This window comes from Paenarthrobacter sp. NPDC090522, assembly GCF_044769225.1.
Classification (GTDB): Bacteria; Actinomycetota; Actinomycetes; order Actinomycetales; family Micrococcaceae; genus Arthrobacter.
In genome coordinates this window covers 46,500-64,296 of sequence record NZ_JBIVXL010000021.1, presented here as the reverse complement: position 1 = coordinate 64,296, position 17,797 = coordinate 46,500, and the positions used below count along the sequence as shown (strand labels likewise).

Below are 17,797 nucleotides of genomic sequence, written 5' to 3'. Positions count from 1 at the left end.
GTGGATAACCGGAGGGCGTATTGGGGGAGGCCGAAGTAGATCAGGAACAGCCAGGTGATCGGGGGGATGACCCGGACGATGTTGATGTACAGGGAGGCTGCCGTGCGGATGATCCCGATGGGGGAGCGGGCCGCTCCGACCAGGACGAGGCCGATGAGCCCGCCGAAGAGCAGGGAAGCGCCGGTGACGTAGAGGGTTTGGCCGACGCCTTGGGCGATGGAGGCCAGGAGTTGGGTAATCATGGCTCGGTTACCGGTCCAGGACGGCTTTGAGGAATTGCCGGGTCCGCTCGTTCTGCGGGGCGGACATGACTTGTTCACTGGGCCCGATTTCCAGGACCCCGCCGTTGCCCATGACCATGATCCGGTCAGAAACGTCCCGGGCGAAGTGCATTTCGTGGGTGACCACCAGCATGGTCATGCCCTCATCGGCCAAATCCCGCATGACGGCGAGGACTTCGAGGCCGATTTCGGGGTCAAGGGCCGAGGTCGGCTCGTCGAAGAGCATGACTTTCGGGGACAGGGCCAGGGCGCGGGCGATCGCGATGCGCTGCTGCTGCCCGCCCGAGAGCCTCGCCGGGTACGCCGCGGCCTTGTCCGGCAAACCCACACGCTTGAGGAGTTTGTTCGCCACTTCCTCGGCCTGTTCCTTCGAGGAACCCAACACCTTGCGCTGCGGGAGGGTGATGTTCTCCATCACTGTCAGGTGCGGGAACAAATTGAAGCTTTGGAACACCATGCCCGTGACCCGGCGCAAGTGATCCAAGCTGGCCTTGTCCGGAAGCCTGGAACCGCCAGCGACCACCTTCGCGCCGCCGATCGCGATGGTGCCCTCGGACGGGGTCTCAAGGTAGTTCAAGCACCGCAGGAACGTGGACTTACCCGCACCGGAGGGTCCGATGATCGAAACCACCTCACCCTCGGCCATGGACAGATTCACGTCCTTCAGCACCTGGATGACCCCGTACTTCTTACCCAGCCCGGCCACCTCGACCTCGCCAGTGAGAGCCGTAGGGGGAGCTTTCGTGCCAAAACTTAAGCCCATTTTTGGTTCCTTCGATTAGATGACTCGTATGAGCTTCCGAGCGTCCCGCTGATGTGGACGTCTTCTGCAGAGGCCAAGCGCGGCCTGTACCGATCCGGCTTCCCGCTGGAGCTTGGTGGCGGTTTGGGGTCGGTGTGAAGTGGACCTCAAATGCCTGTGGTCCTGATCACATCTAAAGAATACATTATTGAATGATTAATGCAATAGGGTTCCAAGGGAGATTTTCGGACTCAGGAAACCTGTGCTGATAGGCCGCTCAGAATGTGCTGGCTGACCCGCTTGGCCTCCGCGTACGCTCCATGCGTTCCGGCCGTTTCGGAGGAGTAGTCGCCCGCGAAATGCAGAGTGCCGTTCACCGGTTCCTGGAGGGCCGGAAGGGCGGCAGCACGCGTTGGGGTCAACAGGGAGAAGCAGTGCTCCCACGATTGGATTTCGGCCCCGACCACGTGTCCGCGCAGCTCCGGTACAACAGCCAGGAACTCTTCAAGCCACTCGTCGAGCATGCTGGAGTCGGGTTCATTGGCGTCCTTGAGGTAACCCGCCGTGTTTCCGTAGCAGACGAATTGGGCCGTACCGTCTTTGCGGCCGGGCCGGGGGTTGATGACCACATCGAAGACCCGTCCGGCGGCGGCAATGAAGGCCCAGTCGTCGATGTGGGCAAGCTCGGGCGAACTGATGTCCACTACTACTCCGAGTTCGGTGGAACCCGGAGTCTGCACCGCCTTCAGAGCATCCGTCTTCCACTCAGGCAACTGCACCATGGCGGCAATCCTCGGGGCAGGGACGGATATGATCACGTGCTTCGCAAGGAGCCGGGCGGGCGAATCGTTGCTGGATGATGCGCCTCCGGGGCCCGTTGCTGCGGTACCCAGGCTCCAGGTCCTGTCGACATTTTCCGTGACGGACTCCACCCGGTGGTTGAGGAACACGTCCGTGTGCTCCAATGACCTCGCCAGGGCAGCCGGAATCGCCTCCATGCCGCCCAAGGACACCATGCGGTTCTTCTTTTCCTGCACCAGATAGCTCGCGAAGTACCGGAGTGCGTAGGTGGCGCTGAGTTCCGATGGCGGGGCAACGGACCCGCCCCTGATGGCTGCCGTCAGTAGTTCCTGGACATCCTTGGGCAATCCGTCGATCCGTGATTGGGCTGATTCGTCCCCGAAGCCCGACGTCGCCGGCCGGAGTTGGCCATCCACGGTATTGGCGAAGTATTCCGAGCTCGCCCGCTGAATGAATGTCCGCAAGGCCTCCCGGGATTCATCGGAGAGGGGAAGCCGGTTGACCAAGTCATCGTTGTCATTGGCGACGACGGTCTCTCCGTTGACATGCAGGCCAAAGGTGGTGGGTTCAAACGGCGTCAGCGGGACGCCGAGTTCCAGGGCCAGTTCATGAGAGGCGGTGCCCGCGTAGACGAACATGGCGCCCATGTTGACGGGTTCGCCTTGGATGTCCACGGTTTTGGCCCGTCCTCCCAGACGGCCCGTTTCCTCAAGCAGCACTACCTTCTGGCCCGCGCGCTCCAGGTTGTAGGCGGCGGCCAGGCCCGCCGGGCCTCCACCGATGACGGCGACATCGTACATTTTCTCTCCTTGGGAAGGGGTGGGTGTGCGCCCGGAACTGGACTCGCCGGAGCTTCGGTCTCCATGATTGGCGGCGCCCTTTGCGAAGGGAATACCTCACAGCGGAAGCGGTGCAGTATTGAGTCTTTGAGTCATTCCGCTTGCCTGCCTAGACTTGCCGCATGGTGAGGGCAAGTGACCGGAGTGAACTGAAACGGGCTGTCCTGACGGCGCCGCTCTGGATGCAATCGACCAAAGGCTCCAGCCGTCAGATAGCGGAGACCGTGGGTGTCAGCCAATCGTTCGTGGCCCGAACCTGGCGGGAGCTCACCGAGCCGGACCGATCAGTTGAGGCGGTCCGCGCCTTGCTGGGCGAGCAGCACATGGTGTTGGTTGGCTTCGCCGTCGGAACAGCTGGATCTTGCCTTGTCCTGAACCCTGTCCGAGCCGCCCGTGTTCGGTTCGCTGCCGGGCTGTCCATCATCAGCAAGAGGCGGGTGCGCGGGATTCTCGCCGCGGACCTGCTCCGGAGTGCCCCGAGCGCTTCCGGGGCCGGAAACCCGGACCGGGAGTTGTGGGACTTGCTGGCCTCCAACGGACACCGCCTCGATGAAGCAATCGTCCTGGTCAGCGGGGACTTTGCAGTTCCGCCCGGCCTTGAACCTGCGGTGCGCGTTCCGGATGCATGGCTGTGGCAAAAACTGGTGGCAGCCCTGGACATGTTGCCCGAAGTGCCCACTGGAGAACATCTGGCCGACCTCGAGTGGCGTATCCGGCGTTGGTACCACGGAGGGCGGACGCCGTTTTCGTGGACCGTGGACCGGAAACATACAACCAGTGCCGAAGCCCGGTTGATGGACGCTGCGGAGCCGTGGACTGTACTGGCTGAGGATGTCCTTGCTGCCATCCGCCAAGGGCTGGTGGACGGAACGTTCTCCGGAGAGAGCGAAATATCGTTGGGCAAACTGAGCCGTCTGCTGGGTGCGCCCGTGAGGGATGTCCGTTCTGCCATCAGGGCACTCACCGAGGACGGTTTGGTGACCGCAGCGAGGTCCGACTCGGTAGTGGTCCGGATACCCACACTGGATGACGTCACGGAAACCTACATGGCCCGCCGGGCCCTGGGGGCAATCGTGGTCCGGGCGGCCAGCCGTTGGAGTCCGGAGGCCCGTGTGCGTGTGCTGAAACACCTCGAAGAACTGGAAGACAGCGTCCGCCGCAATGATGTGGCGAGGGCCCATCACCTGGACATGGACTTCCAGATCGCCCTGTTCGAGTCCTCCGGCCTCAACCGGATACCGGCCATCATGGAGACACTCACCAAGCAGGCCTTCATGCACTTCGCTGTCCTCGGCGCCAGATACACCTTCTCGCCCAAGAAGATCCTTGAGCAAAATACGGCAATCTTCGAAGCGATCGATGCGGCGGATCTCCGTGCAGCCACCATGAGTTGGCAGGCCAAGATGGAGGACGGATTGAGTTACCTCGCCCAGCACATCAAGGCCATGGACCAGCAGCGGTCAGCGGAGCAACAAACCCCCGAAACCGCCGCTAGCTGGCCCCACAACGCACCTTAGAAAGCAGAAAAGCCGATGGCCCGGAGCTGTTCGCGGCCGTCCGGAGTAATGTCCGAAGGGCGCCAGCTGGGCACCCATTCCCAGTGCACCTCGAACGTGGTGTCCCGGGTGGCCAATGCTGCTCCGATGTTGCGCTCCATCACGTGGGACAAGGGGCAGGCAGCCGAGGTGAGCGTCATGGTGATGGCCGCGTGGCCGGGGTTCTCCATGCGGATACGGCGGATGAATCCCAGATCCACCACATTGACGCCGAGGTCCGGGTCGATCACCTCATACAAGGCTTCCAGGACTGCGGCCTCTTCCGGAGTCTCCACCACGGGTTCGCGTTCCACCTGCACCGGTTCGGGCCGGACAGCCGAGCGGGTGACCGGGAACGGCAGTGCCGTCACGGAGGCCAAACCGGCAGGTCGCAGCACAATGGTTACTTCGCTGGTGGGGCTGGAGATCCAGTCGGCCACGCCATGTGCCTTGCGGCGGATACGGACAATATCCTCTGCTGCCACGGCGGTTCCCGCGTAAAGCACCAGCGTTTGCGGTGCCAGCCCCGCCTGCTGGGCGTGGGCCAGGGCCTTGTCCAGGATGCGGGCCAGTTGCTCACTGGTGGTTCCAGGCCCGAAGCGGAGTTTGGCCCGTGCCTCTTCCGCAGGCTTTCCCATCACCCGGGCAAGCGCCGCCGAAGCTTCCGATTCTGCGATCCTGAGCTGGGGCTCCCGGACCATGATGTCTGTGGTTTCTGCCAGCAGGGTCATGCTCGCACCTCCCTTTGCGGCTGCCGTGTTCTCTGCGGCAGCAGGCTTTTCAAGGAGAACTCCTCGTCGGAGAGTTGTTCCCCGGTGACCTGGTGCGGCACGGCCATGAGCTTGCGTGCCTGCAGCAGGTCTTGTGGCCGGTTCAAGGCAACCATGGCCCTGATCTGCCCCTCCACAACGGAAAAAATCGAGAATGAGCGGTCGGCAACCGAACCACGGACCACCCGCGAACCGCCGTCGGCATAGCCCAGCGACTGCAGGTTGTGGTCATACTGGTGCGACCAGAAGTAGTGCTCCTCGGTGAACGGTTCCGATTCCCCCAGGAGGTTCCGGGCCAGGTTGGCGCCGTGCCTCATGGCAGTGTCGTGGTGTTCCACGCGGATCCGCCGCTCGTACCGGGGATGATAGCGGGCGGCAACGTCGCCGATCGCGTACACGTTTGGTGCGCTGGTGCGGCCATGCTCATCGGTGAGGATGCCGCCGTCGACCTTTATCCCGGCGTCGGCCGCAATCTCCGCATTCGGCACGGACCCCACGCCCACCAGCAGTTCGTCGCATTCCACCACGTGCCCGCTGCTGGTCCGCAACTCCAACCCGAACATGGTTTCCGTCATGGAAGTGACCGTCTCCTCCATGCGCATCTCCACGCCTTGTTCGCGGTGGATATCCAGCATGGCCCCACCGATTTCCGGTCCAAGGGACCGGAGCGGAAGAGGGCCAGGGCTGAACACCGTGACGCGGGCACCGCGGCCGGCGGCAACAGCCGCCAGCTCGCAGCCCACGAACCCGGCACCCAGGACGGCCAGGTGGCGGCCCGGTTTGATCTGGGCGCCCAGGCGCTCGGCGTCGGCGATAGTACGCAGGACGTGGACCCGCTGGCCACCGAACCCGGGCAGCGTCTTCGCCCGTGCGCCGGTGCCGAGCACCAACGAGTCGTAGGCGAGCGAGCCGCCGTCGGAGAGGAGCACCCGGCGCTCGGCCACGTCCAGGCCCACGGCCCGGGTTCCCAGCAGCAGATCCACATCGTTGTCCGGATACCAGCCTTCGTGGTTCACCTGGAAATCCGTGCGGTCGAACGTGCCGGCCAAATACTCCTTGGACAGTGGCGGACGCTCGTACGGGAGGTGTTCCTCATCAGCCACCAAGACGATGTCGCCGTCGAACCCGGCGCTGCGGAGGCCGGCGGCGGTGGCGGTAGTGGCCACCCCGCCGCCGACCAGGACCACCCTGCTCATGGGATGCTCACCGAAATGGTGCCGTCCTCATCGTTCACCTGGCACGGGTACTGGGTCAGGTGATGCGTGGACGGGTTGATGCCCTTGGCGGTGCAGACATCGAACTCCCACAGGTGCTGGGCGCAGGTAAGTTTCCTGCCGTCGAGGTCGCCGTCGTCCAACGGCCACTCCTGGTGGGGGCAACGGTTCTTGAACGCCAGCACCTCGCCGTCGTTGTTGACCAGGAGGACTGATTTGCCTTCAACCTCGACGGCGGTCATCTCGCCTTCCCAGAGGTCGTCGATGTTGGAGACTTCGTGCCACGTCTGTGGGATTGTTTCGCTCATTTCGATCAGCTCACTTTCTCTGCCATTTCGAAGATGTCCTGGTGGTACTGCGCGCGGGATGTCCGTGCGCCTGCAACGGCTTCGGCCGCCGAGATGCCGAGCAGCGGGGCAAGCCCCTCAACTGCGGCGTCCGCGAGCTCCGACCATCGGTTGATCCACTTGTGCAGCGGAGCCTCGTTGGACGGGCGCTGCGCCAGCGCATACTTGGCCAGCGCCCCGCTCCAGCGGTTGCGCCGGTTACTGTCCTCCGCAAGATGGTTGGACAGCAACCAGGATTGTTCGTCGCCGTTGGCCCGGCTGACCTCGCCGAACTGGCGGATCAGGAGGTCGTCCAGGGTGGGACCGAGGACGAGGTTCAGGGACGTGAAGGCCTCACCCCAGTCGTAGGCGATCAAGGCCCGTTCGATGGCTTCCCGGGCGGGTTGCCAGGCAGGGTGCTGCTCCCAGATCTCCCGTTCGCGGTCTCCGATGCCGGATTCAGGATGGGCGATCTGCAAAGCCCTGGTCCGGTAGGCGATGGTGGTGACGCGGCGCAGGAAGTCGGCATTGGCATAACCGGCTGCGGAGGTCACGTAGGAGCTGGGGCCGATGAAGCCAACGTAGGCCTCGGCCTGCTGGAACCCATGGACCAGGAAGCGGGACGGGGTGAACAGCGTTCCGAGGATCTCCAGTTGCGGTGCGGACAGGGAACTGTCCGCACCGGCGTAACTTTCCAGCACGCCGTCGAGCTTTGTCTGTTCGCTGGCCTGCAGGTTCACGTACGAGCGGTAGGCGATCTGGTCCGGGTCGCGGAAGTCCTCCCAGGTATCGGCCTGGAACGGCGAGTTCTCGCGGTAGGTAAGGAACCAGAGGTTGCCCGGCGACGACGGGTTCTGCTCAAAGACACTCGACTTGCCGCTGCGCGTGTTCCAGTTCTGTGCGTGGGTGACAATCTCGTATTCGCTCGGCAGCCTGCGGACATCGCCGAAAGCGCTGAACGTGCGGAGCTTGCGCTGCCGTGGTGCGGGGGCGTTCATCAGTTGCTTCCCTTCGTGGCGCCGGCCTTCGCGGACTCGGCTGTTTGCCAGATGATGGAGTCGCTCTCGGTGGAGACGCGGCCGGAGAAGGAGGACATCACGATCTCCAGGGACCGGATGCGGTAGTCCGGGCCGAGGTGGTCCTGGAGCGTCGGTTCGGTGAGGACCAGCTTGTCTTCGGCCTGGACCCGGACGTACGCGCCGCGGTCAATGACCTCGATCTCGGTGTCCGGGTTGTCGTCTTCCAAGGCGGAGATGATCTTGTCCACTTCGTCGCCGATCCTGAAGACCGGGCCTACGGGGTTCTTCATGATGATGCTCCTGACGTGTCGTACTCCACCGCAACGAAATCGAGGGCGGTGATGCCGGCTTCTGCCACAGTCATGTAGCCGGGCAGCGTGCGGCCTTTGTGGACCACCACCTTGGGGTAGGGGAGTGCCCGCACCCGGCGTCCTTCGGAATGGTGCGCGACGGCGGCCGCTACCTCGTCCATGGTGTTGGCCGTGGTCACGGGGACCAGGATGGACACGAAGTCCGTGGAGAAGATGGCGTTGAGCGGGACAAGCTCCGGTGCCCGGTCTTCGACGCCGAGTTCGATCTTCTGCTCGGTCACGGCTAGCCACCTACCCGGATGAGGCCGCTGGCTTCGCGGCCCACGTAGTCCTTGGTCCAGGCTGCATAGTCCGGGTCGTCGCCCATGACGTCCGGGGTCAGGCCCATGTAACCCAGGATGCCTTCCACGGTCATCGGCTGGATCTGGCCGGCCAGGAAGCGGTCCACCAGCGTCTGGTGGTTGACGTTGTCGCGGTCCTTCCACCAGATCTGGCGGCAGGCGATGCTGCAGAAGTGGATCTTCTTGCCGTTGTAGTCCAGTGAGTGTTCGCGGATCCGCCACGATCCATCGCGGGATTGGGTCGGGTTGCACATGGGCAGGTGGCACGTGGAGCACAGCCACGGGAGGGTTTCGGGAAGCGTGGCGGCGACGTTGTTGGCATTGACGTTGTCGATGATCGTGTCCCACTTGTCGCCGTAGACGGCCTCCCAGTTGGGGTACTTCTCGCGCAGCCAGTCGCGTTCGTCCTTGGAGACGCCGGCGGTCGGCTTCCACCAGAGGGTGGGCCGCCACCACCACAGGCCCATGTGGAGGCTGTGGTGCCAGGTGTCCAGGCCGCGCATGAACTCGTCCCAGAACCACGGCTTCTTCAGCCCGTAGTCCTCGATGGTGCGGACGAACTGGTCAACGATCCACTCCTCCATGAACTCCCGGTAGGACTGCTTCCGGTGTTCCAGCGGGGTGTAGTAGTCCATGGCCGGACCGGTGAGGGCGGCAAAGGCGCGGGCGTTGGCCCAGAAGCCCTTGTCGATGACCCACTGGGCGCGCTGCGGATCGTGCTCGATCAGGATCTCCAGCGTGGCGACGCCCTGCTGGGAGTGCCGGGCTTCGTCCGTCTGGATGGAGGAGATCATGCTGGCGAAGTTGATGTCGCCGGCCTGCAGGGCGTCCGCGGAGAGCGCCACGAACTGCAGGTTGGTGAAGCCGGTCTCGAACGTCAGCGGAAGCATGAGCGCACAGTCCACGGCGTTGGACGTGGTCATGAACCCGTCGAACAGCGTACGCAGGGCCACCGGGACCCAGTCGTTGGTGCTGTACGTCTTCTGGGTCCAGTCGAACTGCGGATCCTTGGCCACCAGTTCGTGGCCAAAGAACGTGGTGAGCGCGTTGTGCCGCAGCTCGTCCAGCTGCCCGTAGACGGCCATGTTCCGCCAGGCCGCGTTGAGTCCGAAACGTGCCATCTTGAGTTCGGCGAGCATTGCCGTGTACTCCACCTGTGCCACGCCACCGAAGTGCATCTTCGTCGATGACTTCCAGCCTTCGTCCAGGTGGTCGAACGTGGAGGTGCGTTGCAGGGCTGCCTTCACCGCGTACGTTGCGGCTTCCTTCTCGCGCTGTGTGTAGACGTATTCGGGGTAGCTGACCTTGTAGCCCTCTTCCCACTTCAGCCAGGCTTCCCGCGGGACCTTGCCCGTTCCGGTCAGCCAGTCCGGGTAGACGGCCTCGTCATCCACATAGGACAGGGTCCAGTCGGTGTTGCGGACGAAGTCCTGCCATTCTTCTCGTTTAAGCAGAGCCATGGTGTGTTCTCTTCCTCTCTTAGTCGACTTCGAGGTGGCCGAGTTGTCGGTTGACACCTGCGTTGTCCCAATAGGCCCTGATGCTGTCGATCAGGCCGTGGCTGTTGACGTGCATGATGAAAAGGTGCGGTTCGGCGAAGTATTGCCCCTGGGAAGTAATGAACCCCCAGGCGGACTGCTGTGTGCCGTTGATGTCGCAGGAGACCACGACGTCCCCGTTGTCATTGCCGTCGATGTGGTAAATCTCGTTGCCCAGGTTGGGGAACGCGTTGATCAGTCCGCTCCAGATCACGCGGCCGATGGTGCGCACCTTGCCGTCTCCGCGGACAACGCGCTGTTTGGCCCAGACTTCGAACGGGATGTAGGAGAAATCGGCGTTGTCGGTGCACAGATCGGTCATGGCGACGACGTCGCGGCGGCGGTAGGCGTCAAAGAATCCGGTCACGACGGCGACTGCCGCACCCGCCGTCGTGGGGGCTGCCGTTGCGGTTGTTCCTGCGGGGGTTTCCAAGAGTGTCATTACGCATTCACCTTCTGCTTGACGATCGTGACTTGGTCCTGCCGTTTCACTGCGAGCCGGCGGTAGAGCTGGTTCTGGCACCAGTAGGCGTCGATTCCGGTGATCCGGCTGTTGTTCTCCTCGCCGGAAAGCGTGAACCGCCACGCCGTGTCCAGGTCCAGGTGCTTCTCCTGGTTGATCGCTCCGAGGAAATCGCCGGCCTGCGTTCCTTCGATCTTGAACTCGGCCACGATCACCCGGCCCCGTTCGAGTTCGATCACGTTCTTGACGGTGACCAGCACATCGGGGAAGGCCGCCACGATGTCTTCCAGGAGGCTACGGACTACGCTCTTGGTTCCGTCCACCACCAGCAGCGGATAGACCGTCACCTTGGCATCGTCGGAAACCGTGGAGAGTGCTGCGTTGACGTCCTTGAGGCGGAAGCCGTTCAGGAATGCGTCGACGGTCTGCCGGGGACTAACGGACATGGTTGACTCCTTCAGGGTTGTTGGGACGCTCATGCCAGTGCCAGGGCTTTCACCACGGCGTCGGCTGTTGCTTCGGTGGAGTTGGGGTTCTGACCGGTGATGAGATTGCGGTCCACCACCACGTGGGATGCCCAGGCGTAGGGTGCGTCGTCGAAGATCCCGCCGGCGTTCTGGAGGGCGTCGGCCAGGAGCCACGGCATGCCTAGCATGCCGATGTGGTTCTGCTGCTCCTCGTCGTCGGTATACGACGTGAAGCGGTAGCCCTCGAAGAGCCATTGGCCGTCGTGGCGCTCCGGTGCGGACAGCAAGAGCGCCGGACCGTGGCAAAGGGAGGCAATGGGCGCTTCCTTTTCGTGGAGGATGGCCAGCAGCCGCCCCACGTCCGGATTGTCGTGGAGGTCCACCATGGGGCCGTGGCCGCCGGGGGCAAAGACGGCGTCGAAGCCGGCGAGCTCCTCTTCGCTCAGCGAGGACAGGGCCACGGGGTTGTTGAAACCGGGGATGGCATCGAGTCGGGCCTTGCGTTCCTTGGCGACGGCGGAGCTGGCTTCGTCCAGTTCCGTCACTGCTGCCCGCAGCGCCACCTCAGACAGGCCGCCGGTCAGTCCCTCGGCAACCATGACGTCCACGAGCTTCCGGTTCTCCTGCCACGCGGTCTTCGCCGCCAGGCTGACCAGCTGGTGGGCTTCCTGATCGGTTGATCCAGCCCCCACCAGCAGGGCAGCGATCCTGCGCGAAGCCACGAGTTCCAGCTCCGTGGTGTGCTGCAGGGTGATCCGGATGTCATCGGGATCGTGGTGGAAGGTCCTGTACACCGAGGCGAAGTAGTCCCTGTCCTTATCCGGGTAGTGGAAGATGGGCTCCAGTCCGTAGGGGTCCGCCACCGGCGGACGGCCATCGGGAGTGATTACCACAACGTCGGCACCTGCCGAGACGAAACGCTCGTAGGACTTGAGCGCTTCCTCGGCCCAGTAGCCGGTGGGGTGCCCGGGGCTGTCGCGGAGGTCGATCTCCTGTGCGCTGGAGACAACGAAGGCGATACGGGTCATGAGTAACTCCTGGTTGTTAAGGGATGTAGATTCCTGCTGCGATGTTGCGGATTCCTGTATTCCTCGGGAGGCTTCACGCAACTGCCCTGGGGCGCTCGGCCGGGGACCCGCCGTCGTCCGCTTCCAGGCAGTCGGGCCAGACCTGGCAGTCGCTCCAGCGGTCCCAACGGGCCACGGGGTGCCCGAACTGCAGGACGCCGGACTGCAGGCCGCTGGACCGCAGGGCATCCGCGGTTTCCGTCTGCTGCGGGTGGAACCCCGATGCGCTTCGTTGCTTCACCGTTGTCACCTTCCTTGCCTCCCCCAGTCCGTTTGCGTGAGTTCAGCCTGCTCTCTTTGCGGACGTTGCGTATGGGTGAAACCACCCCCTTCACTACCTGTATTGTGTGGATCATCACAGGAGGGTTATGAGCACCACTGCACTGGTCGGGCACCTCCCCGGTGGCCAGGACCTCACGAGTTTCATCGGTCGACGGCGGGAACTCGCCGACGGTCGCGACCTCATGTCACGCTCCCGTCTCCTCACGCTGGTGGGGCCCGGCGGGGTGGGTAAAACACGGCTTTCCATGGAGCTCGCCTCGCGCTCGCGGAAGGGATTCCACGACGGCGTGTGGTTCGTTGAGCTGGCGGCTCTGGAAGACGGATCGCTCATCGGATCGCAGGTTGCCACGGCGCTGCGCCTCGCTGACCAGTCCAACCGTGCGCCACTGGACCGGCTCGCAGACTTCCTGCGGGACCGGCAACTCTTGCTGGTCCTGGACAACTGCGAACACCTGCTGGACGCCGTGGCCACCGTTGCATCCGAGCTCCTGGACCTCGCTCCCGGACTCCGGATCCTGGCCACCAGCCGTGAGCCGCTCGCCATTTTCGGCGAGCAGGTCTACACCGTCCCGCCCCTCGCTGCCCCGGACGAAGCAACCCTGGGCGAAGGTTCCCTGGAAGCGTTCGACTCCGTCCGGCTGCTCGCGGACAGGGCCCGCAGCGTGGACCCCAACTTCGAGATCGCCGAGGACAACCGCCGGGCCGTGGGCCAACTCTGCCAACGGCTGGACGGGATCCCGCTGGCCATCGAACTGGCCGCCTCCAGGCTGCGCTCGCTGTCGGTTGCGCAGCTCGTGGAGCGCCTGGACAAGCGCTTCGACCTCCTCACCGGCGGCAGCCGGGTGGCCATTCCCCGCCAGCAAACACTGCGGGCGCTGGTGGACTGGAGCTACGAGCTGTGCACCCCGGCCGAGCGGACCCTGTGGGCCCGGCTCACCGTTTTTCCCGGCGGTTTCGACCTCGAAGCGGCAGAGGAAGTGTGCGGCTTCGGGGACATCAGCCGTGGCGAAGTTCTGGACCTGCTGGACCACCTGGTGGCCAAGTCCCTGGTGCTGTCAGAGCGCTCGGGTGGCTCGGCCAGCCAAGGCGGAAACCGGCAGCGCTACCGCCAGCTCTTCACATTCCGCGAGTACGGGGCCGAACTGCTGGACGCTTTGGGCGAGACCCAGGAGCTCCGCCGCCGGCAACGGGACCATTACCTGGACCGGGCAGCGCGGATGGTGGCCACGTGGTGCGGGCCGGACCAGGCCGAAAGGCTCGCGGCGGCCCGGCGGGACCACGCCAACCTGCTCTCCGCCCTTGACTGGTCCGCGTCCACCCCCGGCGAGGAACTGGCGGGCACCCGGCTTGCGGCGCTGCTCCGCTACCACTGGCATGCCGGCGGCAACCTGAGCGACGGGCGCCGGTGGCTGGACCGGATGCTCGCGCTGACCACGGAGCCCACTGCCGAGCGCGGCGAAGCGCTCTGGGCCGGTGCCTGGATCTCCCTGGTCCAAGGCGAGAAGAGCGCTGCAGCTGGCTATTTGGCGGAGTGCCGGCACGTGGCGGGCCTCCGCAACGACGCATTGCTCAACGGGCAGGCCGATCACTGGGACGGGCTCCTCCACCTCTTCAGCGGAGACCTCGGACCCGCCATCCGGATGTTCAAGGACGCCATCGCGGCACAGCGTGCTGCCGGGGACACCATGTCCGCCCTCATCGCCACGTTCCACCTGGCCTGGGCCCAGGCCTTTGCCGGACCCGACGAAGCTCGAGCCGGGCTTGAAGCCTGCCGGGCGGCCATCGTGGAGAGCCGGGAACTGGGTGAGCTGTGGGCCAAAGCGTACGCGCACTGGGTTTCGGGGCTCTGCTTGCGGCACCTCGGCGACCTCGACTCCGCCCTGCAAGCGCACGTCCGGGCCCTGGAGATCGAGCGGGACTTCCTGGACGGGATCTGCACGGCACTCACCATGGACGATGTCGCGTGGACCCTCGCGACGCTGAAGCACTACAAGGAGGCCGCCACCGCCCACCACGCAGCGAGGGCTGTGTGGAAGGGGTTCGGTACGTCGGTTGCCGCGTTCGGCCCGCATCTGGAAGGCGACAAGGACGCGACGGCGGTCCTCCTGAAGCGCGAACTGGGCGCGGACCGTTTCGAAGCCATCGGCGTGGAAACCGGCGAGCCCGCGGAAGCCAAAGCCATCGACATTGCGCTGGAGCTTGTGCGCGCCGTGACAGCCCCGGCGCAACCCAAGCAGCCACGCGCCGTCCGGGACGTGAAGCCCGACGGCGGGAGGCCGCCGTCGGGCGCTGCCTACCGGACACCCGCGGGGCCGGCCCTGACCAAGCGGGAGTTCCAGATCGCGGGACTCGTGGCCGAAGGCCGCAGCAACAAGGACATCGCCGCGGAGCTGGTGGTCTCGCCGCGGACGGTGGACGGGCACCTGGAGAATATCCTGGCCAAACTGGGCTTCACATCGCGGACCCAGGTGGCGGCCTGGTATGCGAGCCAGGCCGTCTAAGCCGCTGGGCTTTCCACGTCACTGGGCTTTCCACGTCACTGGGCCTGTTTGAGCAACCCGGCCTGTGCTGCGCCGAAAGCCCGCGGAGAGGCCCCGTAGCGGTCGCGGAATTCGTTGATGAAATGGGACGCGCTGCCGTAGCCGACGGCACGGGAAATCTGCGTGATGGTGGACGTGTTTTCCACCAGCAGTTCGCGCGCCCGGTTCAGCCGGAGTTCTTTGACGAACTGGTAGGGCGACTTGCCCGTGACGTCCCGGAACAGGTGGGAGAAAGCCGAAGGGCTCATGTGGGCCTGCCCGGCGAGTTCGCCCACTGTCAGGGGTTCGGCCAAGTGTTCCTTGGCGTAGGCGATGACCGCGCTGACCGGATTCCTGGCGCTTTCGCTCGCAGCACGTTCCACGAGGCGCGAATACTGCCCGGCCTGGAGTGCCCGGTACACGATCTCCTTCAGGTACGTCGGAGCCAGTACGCGGCGGTCCGTGGGCGATTTCAGGGAGCGGAGGAAGCGGAGGATCGCGTCCATCATGTCCCTGTCCAGGGCAGAGAAGAACGCCGGATTCTCCTGGCTCGCCGGTTCGGCAAAGGCTGCCACCCGCCGTTCCTCGAGGATGTCCGCTGAAACCTCGCGGACCAGGCCAGGATCGATCTGCAGGCCGAAGGAAAGGAACGGCTTCTCCGGACTTGCCTCAAGGATCACCGTCTGGAAGGGGACATCGTTGGGGACCGCCAAGTACGTGAACGGATCGTAGAAGTGGTCCGTGCCGTCCATGGTGATGCGCTTGCGGCCCTGGGCGATCACGCACAGGTGGAGTTCGCTGACTTCTTCCCAGACCGGCGCGGCCGGCTCCTCGAAGCGGTAGATCATCAAGCCCGGAAACCCGCCTTCATTGGCTCCGGTCCTGGGGGCACGGGAAATGAGCTCGGCGATCAGGTCGCCGGACGTGATGCGGAATTCGAGGGGGTTCTGGGCTGGGCTCAAGGGGGCTCCGGCTCTACGTCGTTGGGGGCGGGGGAGTGGAGGCCAGCATACGCGCTGGATGGATTGAGGTGTCAAGGATACGGTTCGGCGCCATCCTGCGGAATCCGCAACAGCACGGGAGGAATCTGCAAGCTTTACGCGGCCGGCTTTCCTTAGCGTTGAGCTACACCACGGCTTTTCGGCAGAGAGAAGAATTCTGATGACCATCAACACCGCCGCAGATGTGGCTGCCTCCGTTGAAACCCTCGAGGCGATCCTTGAAGCCTTCAACGACCATGACCTGGACGCCATCATGGAGTTCTTCACCGACGATTGCTCCTTTGACCTGGCTCAAGGCCCCGCGCCCTGGGGACGCAGACTGATCGGAAAGAAGGCGCTCCGTGAGGCTTTCGCGGCCCGGTTCGCAGCCATGCCGGACGCCCATTATGCGGCCGACCGGCACGCTGTCAGCGGGGACTTCGGTGTCTCGGAATGGCTCCTGACAGGCACCACCGCTGACGGGCAACAGCACAGCGTGCGCGGCGTGGACCACTGGGAATTCCGCGGGACCAAAGTGGCCCGCAAGGATGCGTACCTGAAGTCAGCGTGAACCCAACCGAGAGGAACACCATGAAGATTTTGATCGTCCTGACGTCGCACGGGCAATTGGGGGATACCGGACGCGAGACCGGTTTTTGGCTCGAGGAATTGGCGGCGCCGTACTACGCCTTCAAGGAGGCAGGTGCCGCGATCACGCTGGCCTCGCCGGGAGGAGGGCGCCCGCCGTTTGATCCCGCCAGCGCCGGGCCGGATTATGAAACGGACAGCACACGGCGTTTCCTCGCCGACCAGGATGCCTTGGCCCAGCTGGGGCGGACTGTGAAGCTCTCCGAGGTGTCGCAGGAGGACTTTGACACGGTCTTCTATCCCGGCGGGCACGGAGTGGTGTGGGACCTGTCCGAGGACCCTGACTCCATCGCCCTGATCGAAAGCTTTGCCCATGCCAACAAGCCCGTAGCTCTCGTTTGCCACGCGCCGGGAGTCCTGCGGCACGTGAAGGACGCCGACGGCCGGCCGTTGGTTGAAGGCAGGAAAGTTACCGGATTCACCAACTCGGAGGAGGAAGCCATTGGACTCACGGAGGTGGTGCCGTTCCTCCTCGAGGACGAGCTTACGGCCAAGGGCGGTTTGTTTGAACGCGGGCCGGACTGGGGTTCCCATGTGGTCCAGGACGGCCTGCTCATCACAGGGCAGAATCCGGAGTCGTCCCGCGCAGCAGCAGAGGCGCTGCTCCAGGAACTGAGCGTGCGGCTGCCTTAACCGCCAAAACGCGGGTCCGCTGCCCAGTACGCCGTTGCGGAACGGCGTTTTGGCAGCGGACCCGCGTGGTCGTCCGTTCACCGACGGACGAGGCCCCGCACGCAGGCGGAAGCAAGGCCTTACTTCAACACGATCGTCCTGTTCCCATTCAGGATGATCCGCCCTTCGCAGTGCCAACGAACGGCGTTGCTCAGTGCCTTGCATTCCGTGTCCCGACCGGCGGCTACGAGATCGTCCGGTCCGAACGTGTGGTCCACCTCCACTACCTGCTGCGAGATGATCGGTCCTTCATCGAGCTCGCCGTTGACGTAGTGCGCGGTAGCGCCCACGGTCTTGACGCCTCGTGCATAAGCCTGGTGGTACGGCTTGGCGCCCTTGAAGCTCGGAAGGAACGAGTGGTGGATGTTGATGGCCCGGCCGTCCAGCTTCCGGGCAAGGTCGTCGCTGAGTACCTGCATGTAGCGGGCGAGCACCACGAGCTCCACGTCGAGTTCGTCGATGATCTCCAGCAGGCGTGCCTCGGCGGCAGGCTTGGTGGCGGCGGTGACAGGCACATGGAAGAACGGGATGCCGTGCCACTCCGCGAGGCCCTTGTGGTCGAGGTGGTTGGACACAACACCCACCACGTCGATGGGGAGTTCGCCGATACGCGCCCGGAACAGCAGGTCGTTGAGGCAGTGGCCAAACTTGGACACCATGATCAGCACTTTGCGCTTGTAGCCCTGGCGCTGCAGTTGCCAGTTCATGGCGTACTTCTCGCCCACGGGGGCGAAAGACGCCCGCAGCGCATCCACGGTGGAGTCGTCGCCGTCGGACGCGAAGTGCACGCGCATGAAGAAGTGCCCTTCCGCGCGGTCACCGAACTGCTTGTTGTCGATGATGTCGCAGCCGTGCTCCAGCAGGAACCCGGAGACCGCGTGCACAATGCCGGGGCCTTCGGGGCAGTCCAGCGTGAGCACGTGTTCCACGGTTGTCCCCGCGCCGGAAGCAACGGCGGTTTCGGATTGGATTGCAGTCATGG

General features: G+C 64.4%; 20 protein-coding genes. 4 read left to right on the top strand and 16 right to left on the bottom strand.

What is annotated here, in order from left to right:
- The 3 genes from ACIQT2_RS20750 to ACIQT2_RS20740 form a co-directional block, all read right to left on the bottom strand.
- A partial coding sequence (locus tag ACIQT2_RS20750; RefSeq protein WP_402950311.1) for an ABC transporter permease subunit occupies window positions 1-242 on the bottom strand: 242 nt, incomplete at its 3' end.
- Window positions 243-249: 7 nt separating this feature from the next.
- Window positions 250-1,044, bottom strand: coding sequence for an amino acid ABC transporter ATP-binding protein (locus tag ACIQT2_RS20745; RefSeq protein ID WP_402950308.1), 795 nt, complete (start codon window positions 1,042-1,044; stop codon window positions 250-252).
- Between the two features lie 230 nt (window positions 1,045-1,274).
- A complete protein-coding gene (locus tag ACIQT2_RS20740) occupies window positions 1,275-2,624 on the bottom strand; it encodes a flavin monoamine oxidase family protein (RefSeq protein ID WP_402950305.1) in 1,350 nt (449 codons plus the stop codon).
- A gap of 161 nt (window positions 2,625-2,785) precedes the next feature.
- On the opposite strand from ACIQT2_RS20740, the gene ACIQT2_RS20735 reads away from it, so the two are divergent.
- Window positions 2,786-4,180 carry a GntR family transcriptional regulator gene (locus tag ACIQT2_RS20735; protein ID WP_402950302.1) on the top strand — a complete coding sequence of 465 codons (1,395 nt, stop codon included), beginning with the start codon at window positions 2,786-2,788 and terminating at the stop codon, window positions 4,178-4,180.
- Here ACIQT2_RS20735 and ACIQT2_RS20730 read toward each other — a convergent pair.
- The 11 genes from ACIQT2_RS20730 to ACIQT2_RS20680 all read right to left on the bottom strand — a co-directional run bounded on the left by ACIQT2_RS20730 (window position 4,177) and on the right by ACIQT2_RS20680 (window position 11,955).
- Window positions 4,177-4,929, bottom strand: a complete 753-nt coding sequence (locus ACIQT2_RS20730; protein WP_402950299.1) for an iron-sulfur cluster assembly protein — start codon at window positions 4,927-4,929, stop codon at window positions 4,177-4,179. The two genes, ACIQT2_RS20735 and ACIQT2_RS20730, sit on opposite strands and share 4 nt — an antisense overlap.
- Window positions 4,926-6,164 carry an NAD(P)/FAD-dependent oxidoreductase gene (locus ACIQT2_RS20725; RefSeq protein WP_402950296.1) on the bottom strand — a complete coding sequence of 413 codons (1,239 nt, stop codon included), beginning with the start codon at window positions 6,162-6,164 and terminating at the stop codon, window positions 4,926-4,928. The genes ACIQT2_RS20730 and ACIQT2_RS20725 overlap by 4 nt, the downstream gene beginning before the upstream one ends.
- On the bottom strand, window positions 6,161-6,490 hold the full coding sequence (locus ACIQT2_RS20720; protein ID WP_400270240.1) for a Rieske 2Fe-2S domain-containing protein: 330 nt from the start codon (window positions 6,488-6,490) through the stop codon (window positions 6,161-6,163). Before ACIQT2_RS20720 ends, ACIQT2_RS20725 begins: the two co-directional genes overlap by 4 nt.
- Before the next feature lie 5 nt (window positions 6,491-6,495).
- On the bottom strand, window positions 6,496-7,506 hold the full coding sequence (locus ACIQT2_RS20715; protein WP_402950293.1) for a hypothetical protein: 1,011 nt from the start codon (window positions 7,504-7,506) through the stop codon (window positions 6,496-6,498).
- Window positions 7,506-7,817 (bottom strand): MmoB/DmpM family protein, encoded by a 312-nt coding sequence (locus tag ACIQT2_RS20710; RefSeq protein WP_400333513.1) that lies wholly within the window; start codon window positions 7,815-7,817, stop codon window positions 7,506-7,508. The genes ACIQT2_RS20715 and ACIQT2_RS20710 overlap by 1 nt, the downstream gene beginning before the upstream one ends.
- Window positions 7,814-8,119 carry a toluene-4-monooxygenase system B family protein gene (locus ACIQT2_RS20705; protein ID WP_402950290.1) on the bottom strand — a complete coding sequence of 102 codons (306 nt, stop codon included), beginning with the start codon at window positions 8,117-8,119 and terminating at the stop codon, window positions 7,814-7,816. The genes ACIQT2_RS20710 and ACIQT2_RS20705 overlap by 4 nt, the downstream gene beginning before the upstream one ends.
- A 2-nt stretch (window positions 8,120-8,121) precedes the next feature.
- A complete protein-coding gene (locus ACIQT2_RS20700) occupies window positions 8,122-9,639 on the bottom strand; it encodes a toluene monooxygenase (RefSeq protein ID WP_400270236.1) in 1,518 nt (505 codons plus the stop codon).
- A gap of 19 nt (window positions 9,640-9,658) precedes the next feature.
- Window positions 9,659-10,159 (bottom strand): nuclear transport factor 2 family protein, encoded by a 501-nt coding sequence (locus ACIQT2_RS20695; RefSeq protein ID WP_402950287.1) that lies wholly within the window; start codon window positions 10,157-10,159, stop codon window positions 9,659-9,661.
- Window positions 10,159-10,626, bottom strand: a complete 468-nt coding sequence (locus ACIQT2_RS20690; RefSeq protein ID WP_402950284.1) for a nuclear transport factor 2 family protein — start codon at window positions 10,624-10,626, stop codon at window positions 10,159-10,161. Before ACIQT2_RS20690 ends, ACIQT2_RS20695 begins: the two co-directional genes overlap by 1 nt.
- A 29-nt stretch (window positions 10,627-10,655) precedes the next feature.
- Window positions 10,656-11,675, bottom strand: a complete 1,020-nt coding sequence (locus tag ACIQT2_RS20685) for a DJ-1/PfpI family protein (RefSeq protein WP_402950282.1) — start codon at window positions 11,673-11,675, stop codon at window positions 10,656-10,658.
- A gap of 73 nt (window positions 11,676-11,748) precedes the next feature.
- Window positions 11,749-11,955 carry a hypothetical protein gene (locus ACIQT2_RS20680; RefSeq protein WP_400333523.1) on the bottom strand — a complete coding sequence of 69 codons (207 nt, stop codon included), beginning with the start codon at window positions 11,953-11,955 and terminating at the stop codon, window positions 11,749-11,751.
- Between the two features lie 127 nt (window positions 11,956-12,082).
- Between ACIQT2_RS20680 and ACIQT2_RS20675 the strand changes: the two genes are divergently transcribed.
- Window positions 12,083-14,497: a LuxR C-terminal-related transcriptional regulator gene (locus tag ACIQT2_RS20675; protein ID WP_402950279.1), complete on the top strand. Its 2,415-nt coding sequence runs from the start codon at window positions 12,083-12,085 to the stop codon at window positions 14,495-14,497.
- A 35-nt stretch (window positions 14,498-14,532) separates the two neighbouring features.
- Here the strand turns inward: ACIQT2_RS20675 and ACIQT2_RS20670 are convergent, their stop codons facing one another.
- Window positions 14,533-15,477, bottom strand: a complete 945-nt coding sequence (locus ACIQT2_RS20670; RefSeq protein ID WP_402950276.1) for an AraC family transcriptional regulator N-terminal domain-containing protein — start codon at window positions 15,475-15,477, stop codon at window positions 14,533-14,535.
- Window positions 15,478-15,676: 199 nt separating this feature from the next.
- Here ACIQT2_RS20670 and ACIQT2_RS20665 point away from each other — a divergent pair, with 199 nt between their 5' ends.
- Both ACIQT2_RS20665 and ACIQT2_RS20660 read left to right on the top strand, forming a co-directional pair.
- Window positions 15,677-16,066, top strand: coding sequence for a nuclear transport factor 2 family protein (locus ACIQT2_RS20665; RefSeq protein WP_400333529.1), 390 nt, complete (start codon window positions 15,677-15,679; stop codon window positions 16,064-16,066).
- Between the two features lie 20 nt (window positions 16,067-16,086).
- Complete coding sequence (locus ACIQT2_RS20660; protein ID WP_402950272.1) at window positions 16,087-16,776, top strand: type 1 glutamine amidotransferase domain-containing protein; 690 nt, start codon at window positions 16,087-16,089, stop codon at window positions 16,774-16,776.
- Between the two features lie 119 nt (window positions 16,777-16,895).
- Here the strand turns inward: ACIQT2_RS20660 and purU are convergent, their stop codons facing one another.
- Window positions 16,896-17,795 (bottom strand): formyltetrahydrofolate deformylase, encoded by a 900-nt coding sequence (purU, locus tag ACIQT2_RS20655; protein WP_402950269.1) that lies wholly within the window; start codon window positions 17,793-17,795, stop codon window positions 16,896-16,898.
- Window positions 17,796-17,797: the final 2 nt, after the last annotated feature.

Coding starts and splice junctions, on each gene's coding strand:
- ACIQT2_RS20745 (WP_402950308.1), bottom strand. CDS start 1,044: ATGGGCTTAAGTTTTGGCACGAAAGCTCCCCCTACGGCTCTCACTGGC.
- ACIQT2_RS20740 (WP_402950305.1), bottom strand. CDS start 2,624: ATGTACGATGTCGCCGTCATCGGTGGAGGCCCGGCGGGCCTGGCCGCC.
- ACIQT2_RS20735 (WP_402950302.1), top strand. CDS start 2,786: ATGGTGAGGGCAAGTGACCGGAGTGAACTGAAACGGGCTGTCCTGACG.
- ACIQT2_RS20730 (WP_402950299.1), bottom strand. CDS start 4,929: ATGACCCTGCTGGCAGAAACCACAGACATCATGGTCCGGGAGCCCCAG.
- ACIQT2_RS20725 (WP_402950296.1), bottom strand. CDS start 6,164: ATGAGCAGGGTGGTCCTGGTCGGCGGCGGGGTGGCCACTACCGCCACC.
- ACIQT2_RS20720 (WP_400270240.1), bottom strand. CDS start 6,490: ATGAGCGAAACAATCCCACAGACGTGGCACGAAGTCTCCAACATCGAC.
- ACIQT2_RS20715 (WP_402950293.1), bottom strand. CDS start 7,506: ATGAACGCCCCCGCACCACGGCAGCGCAAGCTCCGCACGTTCAGCGCT.
- ACIQT2_RS20710 (WP_400333513.1), bottom strand. CDS start 7,817: ATGAAGAACCCCGTAGGCCCGGTCTTCAGGATCGGCGACGAAGTGGAC.
- ACIQT2_RS20700 (WP_400270236.1), bottom strand. CDS start 9,639: ATGGCTCTGCTTAAACGAGAAGAATGGCAGGACTTCGTCCGCAACACC.
- ACIQT2_RS20695 (WP_402950287.1), bottom strand. CDS start 10,159: ATGACACTCTTGGAAACCCCCGCAGGAACAACCGCAACGGCAGCCCCC.
- ACIQT2_RS20690 (WP_402950284.1), bottom strand. CDS start 10,626: ATGTCCGTTAGTCCCCGGCAGACCGTCGACGCATTCCTGAACGGCTTC.
- ACIQT2_RS20685 (WP_402950282.1), bottom strand. CDS start 11,675: ATGACCCGTATCGCCTTCGTTGTCTCCAGCGCACAGGAGATCGACCTC.
- ACIQT2_RS20675 (WP_402950279.1), top strand. CDS start 12,083: ATGAGCACCACTGCACTGGTCGGGCACCTCCCCGGTGGCCAGGACCTC.
- ACIQT2_RS20665 (WP_400333529.1), top strand. CDS start 15,677: ATGACCATCAACACCGCCGCAGATGTGGCTGCCTCCGTTGAAACCCTC.
- ACIQT2_RS20660 (WP_402950272.1), top strand. CDS start 16,087: ATGAAGATTTTGATCGTCCTGACGTCGCACGGGCAATTGGGGGATACC.
- purU (WP_402950269.1), bottom strand. CDS start 17,795: ATGACTGCAATCCAATCCGAAACCGCCGTTGCTTCCGGCGCGGGGACA.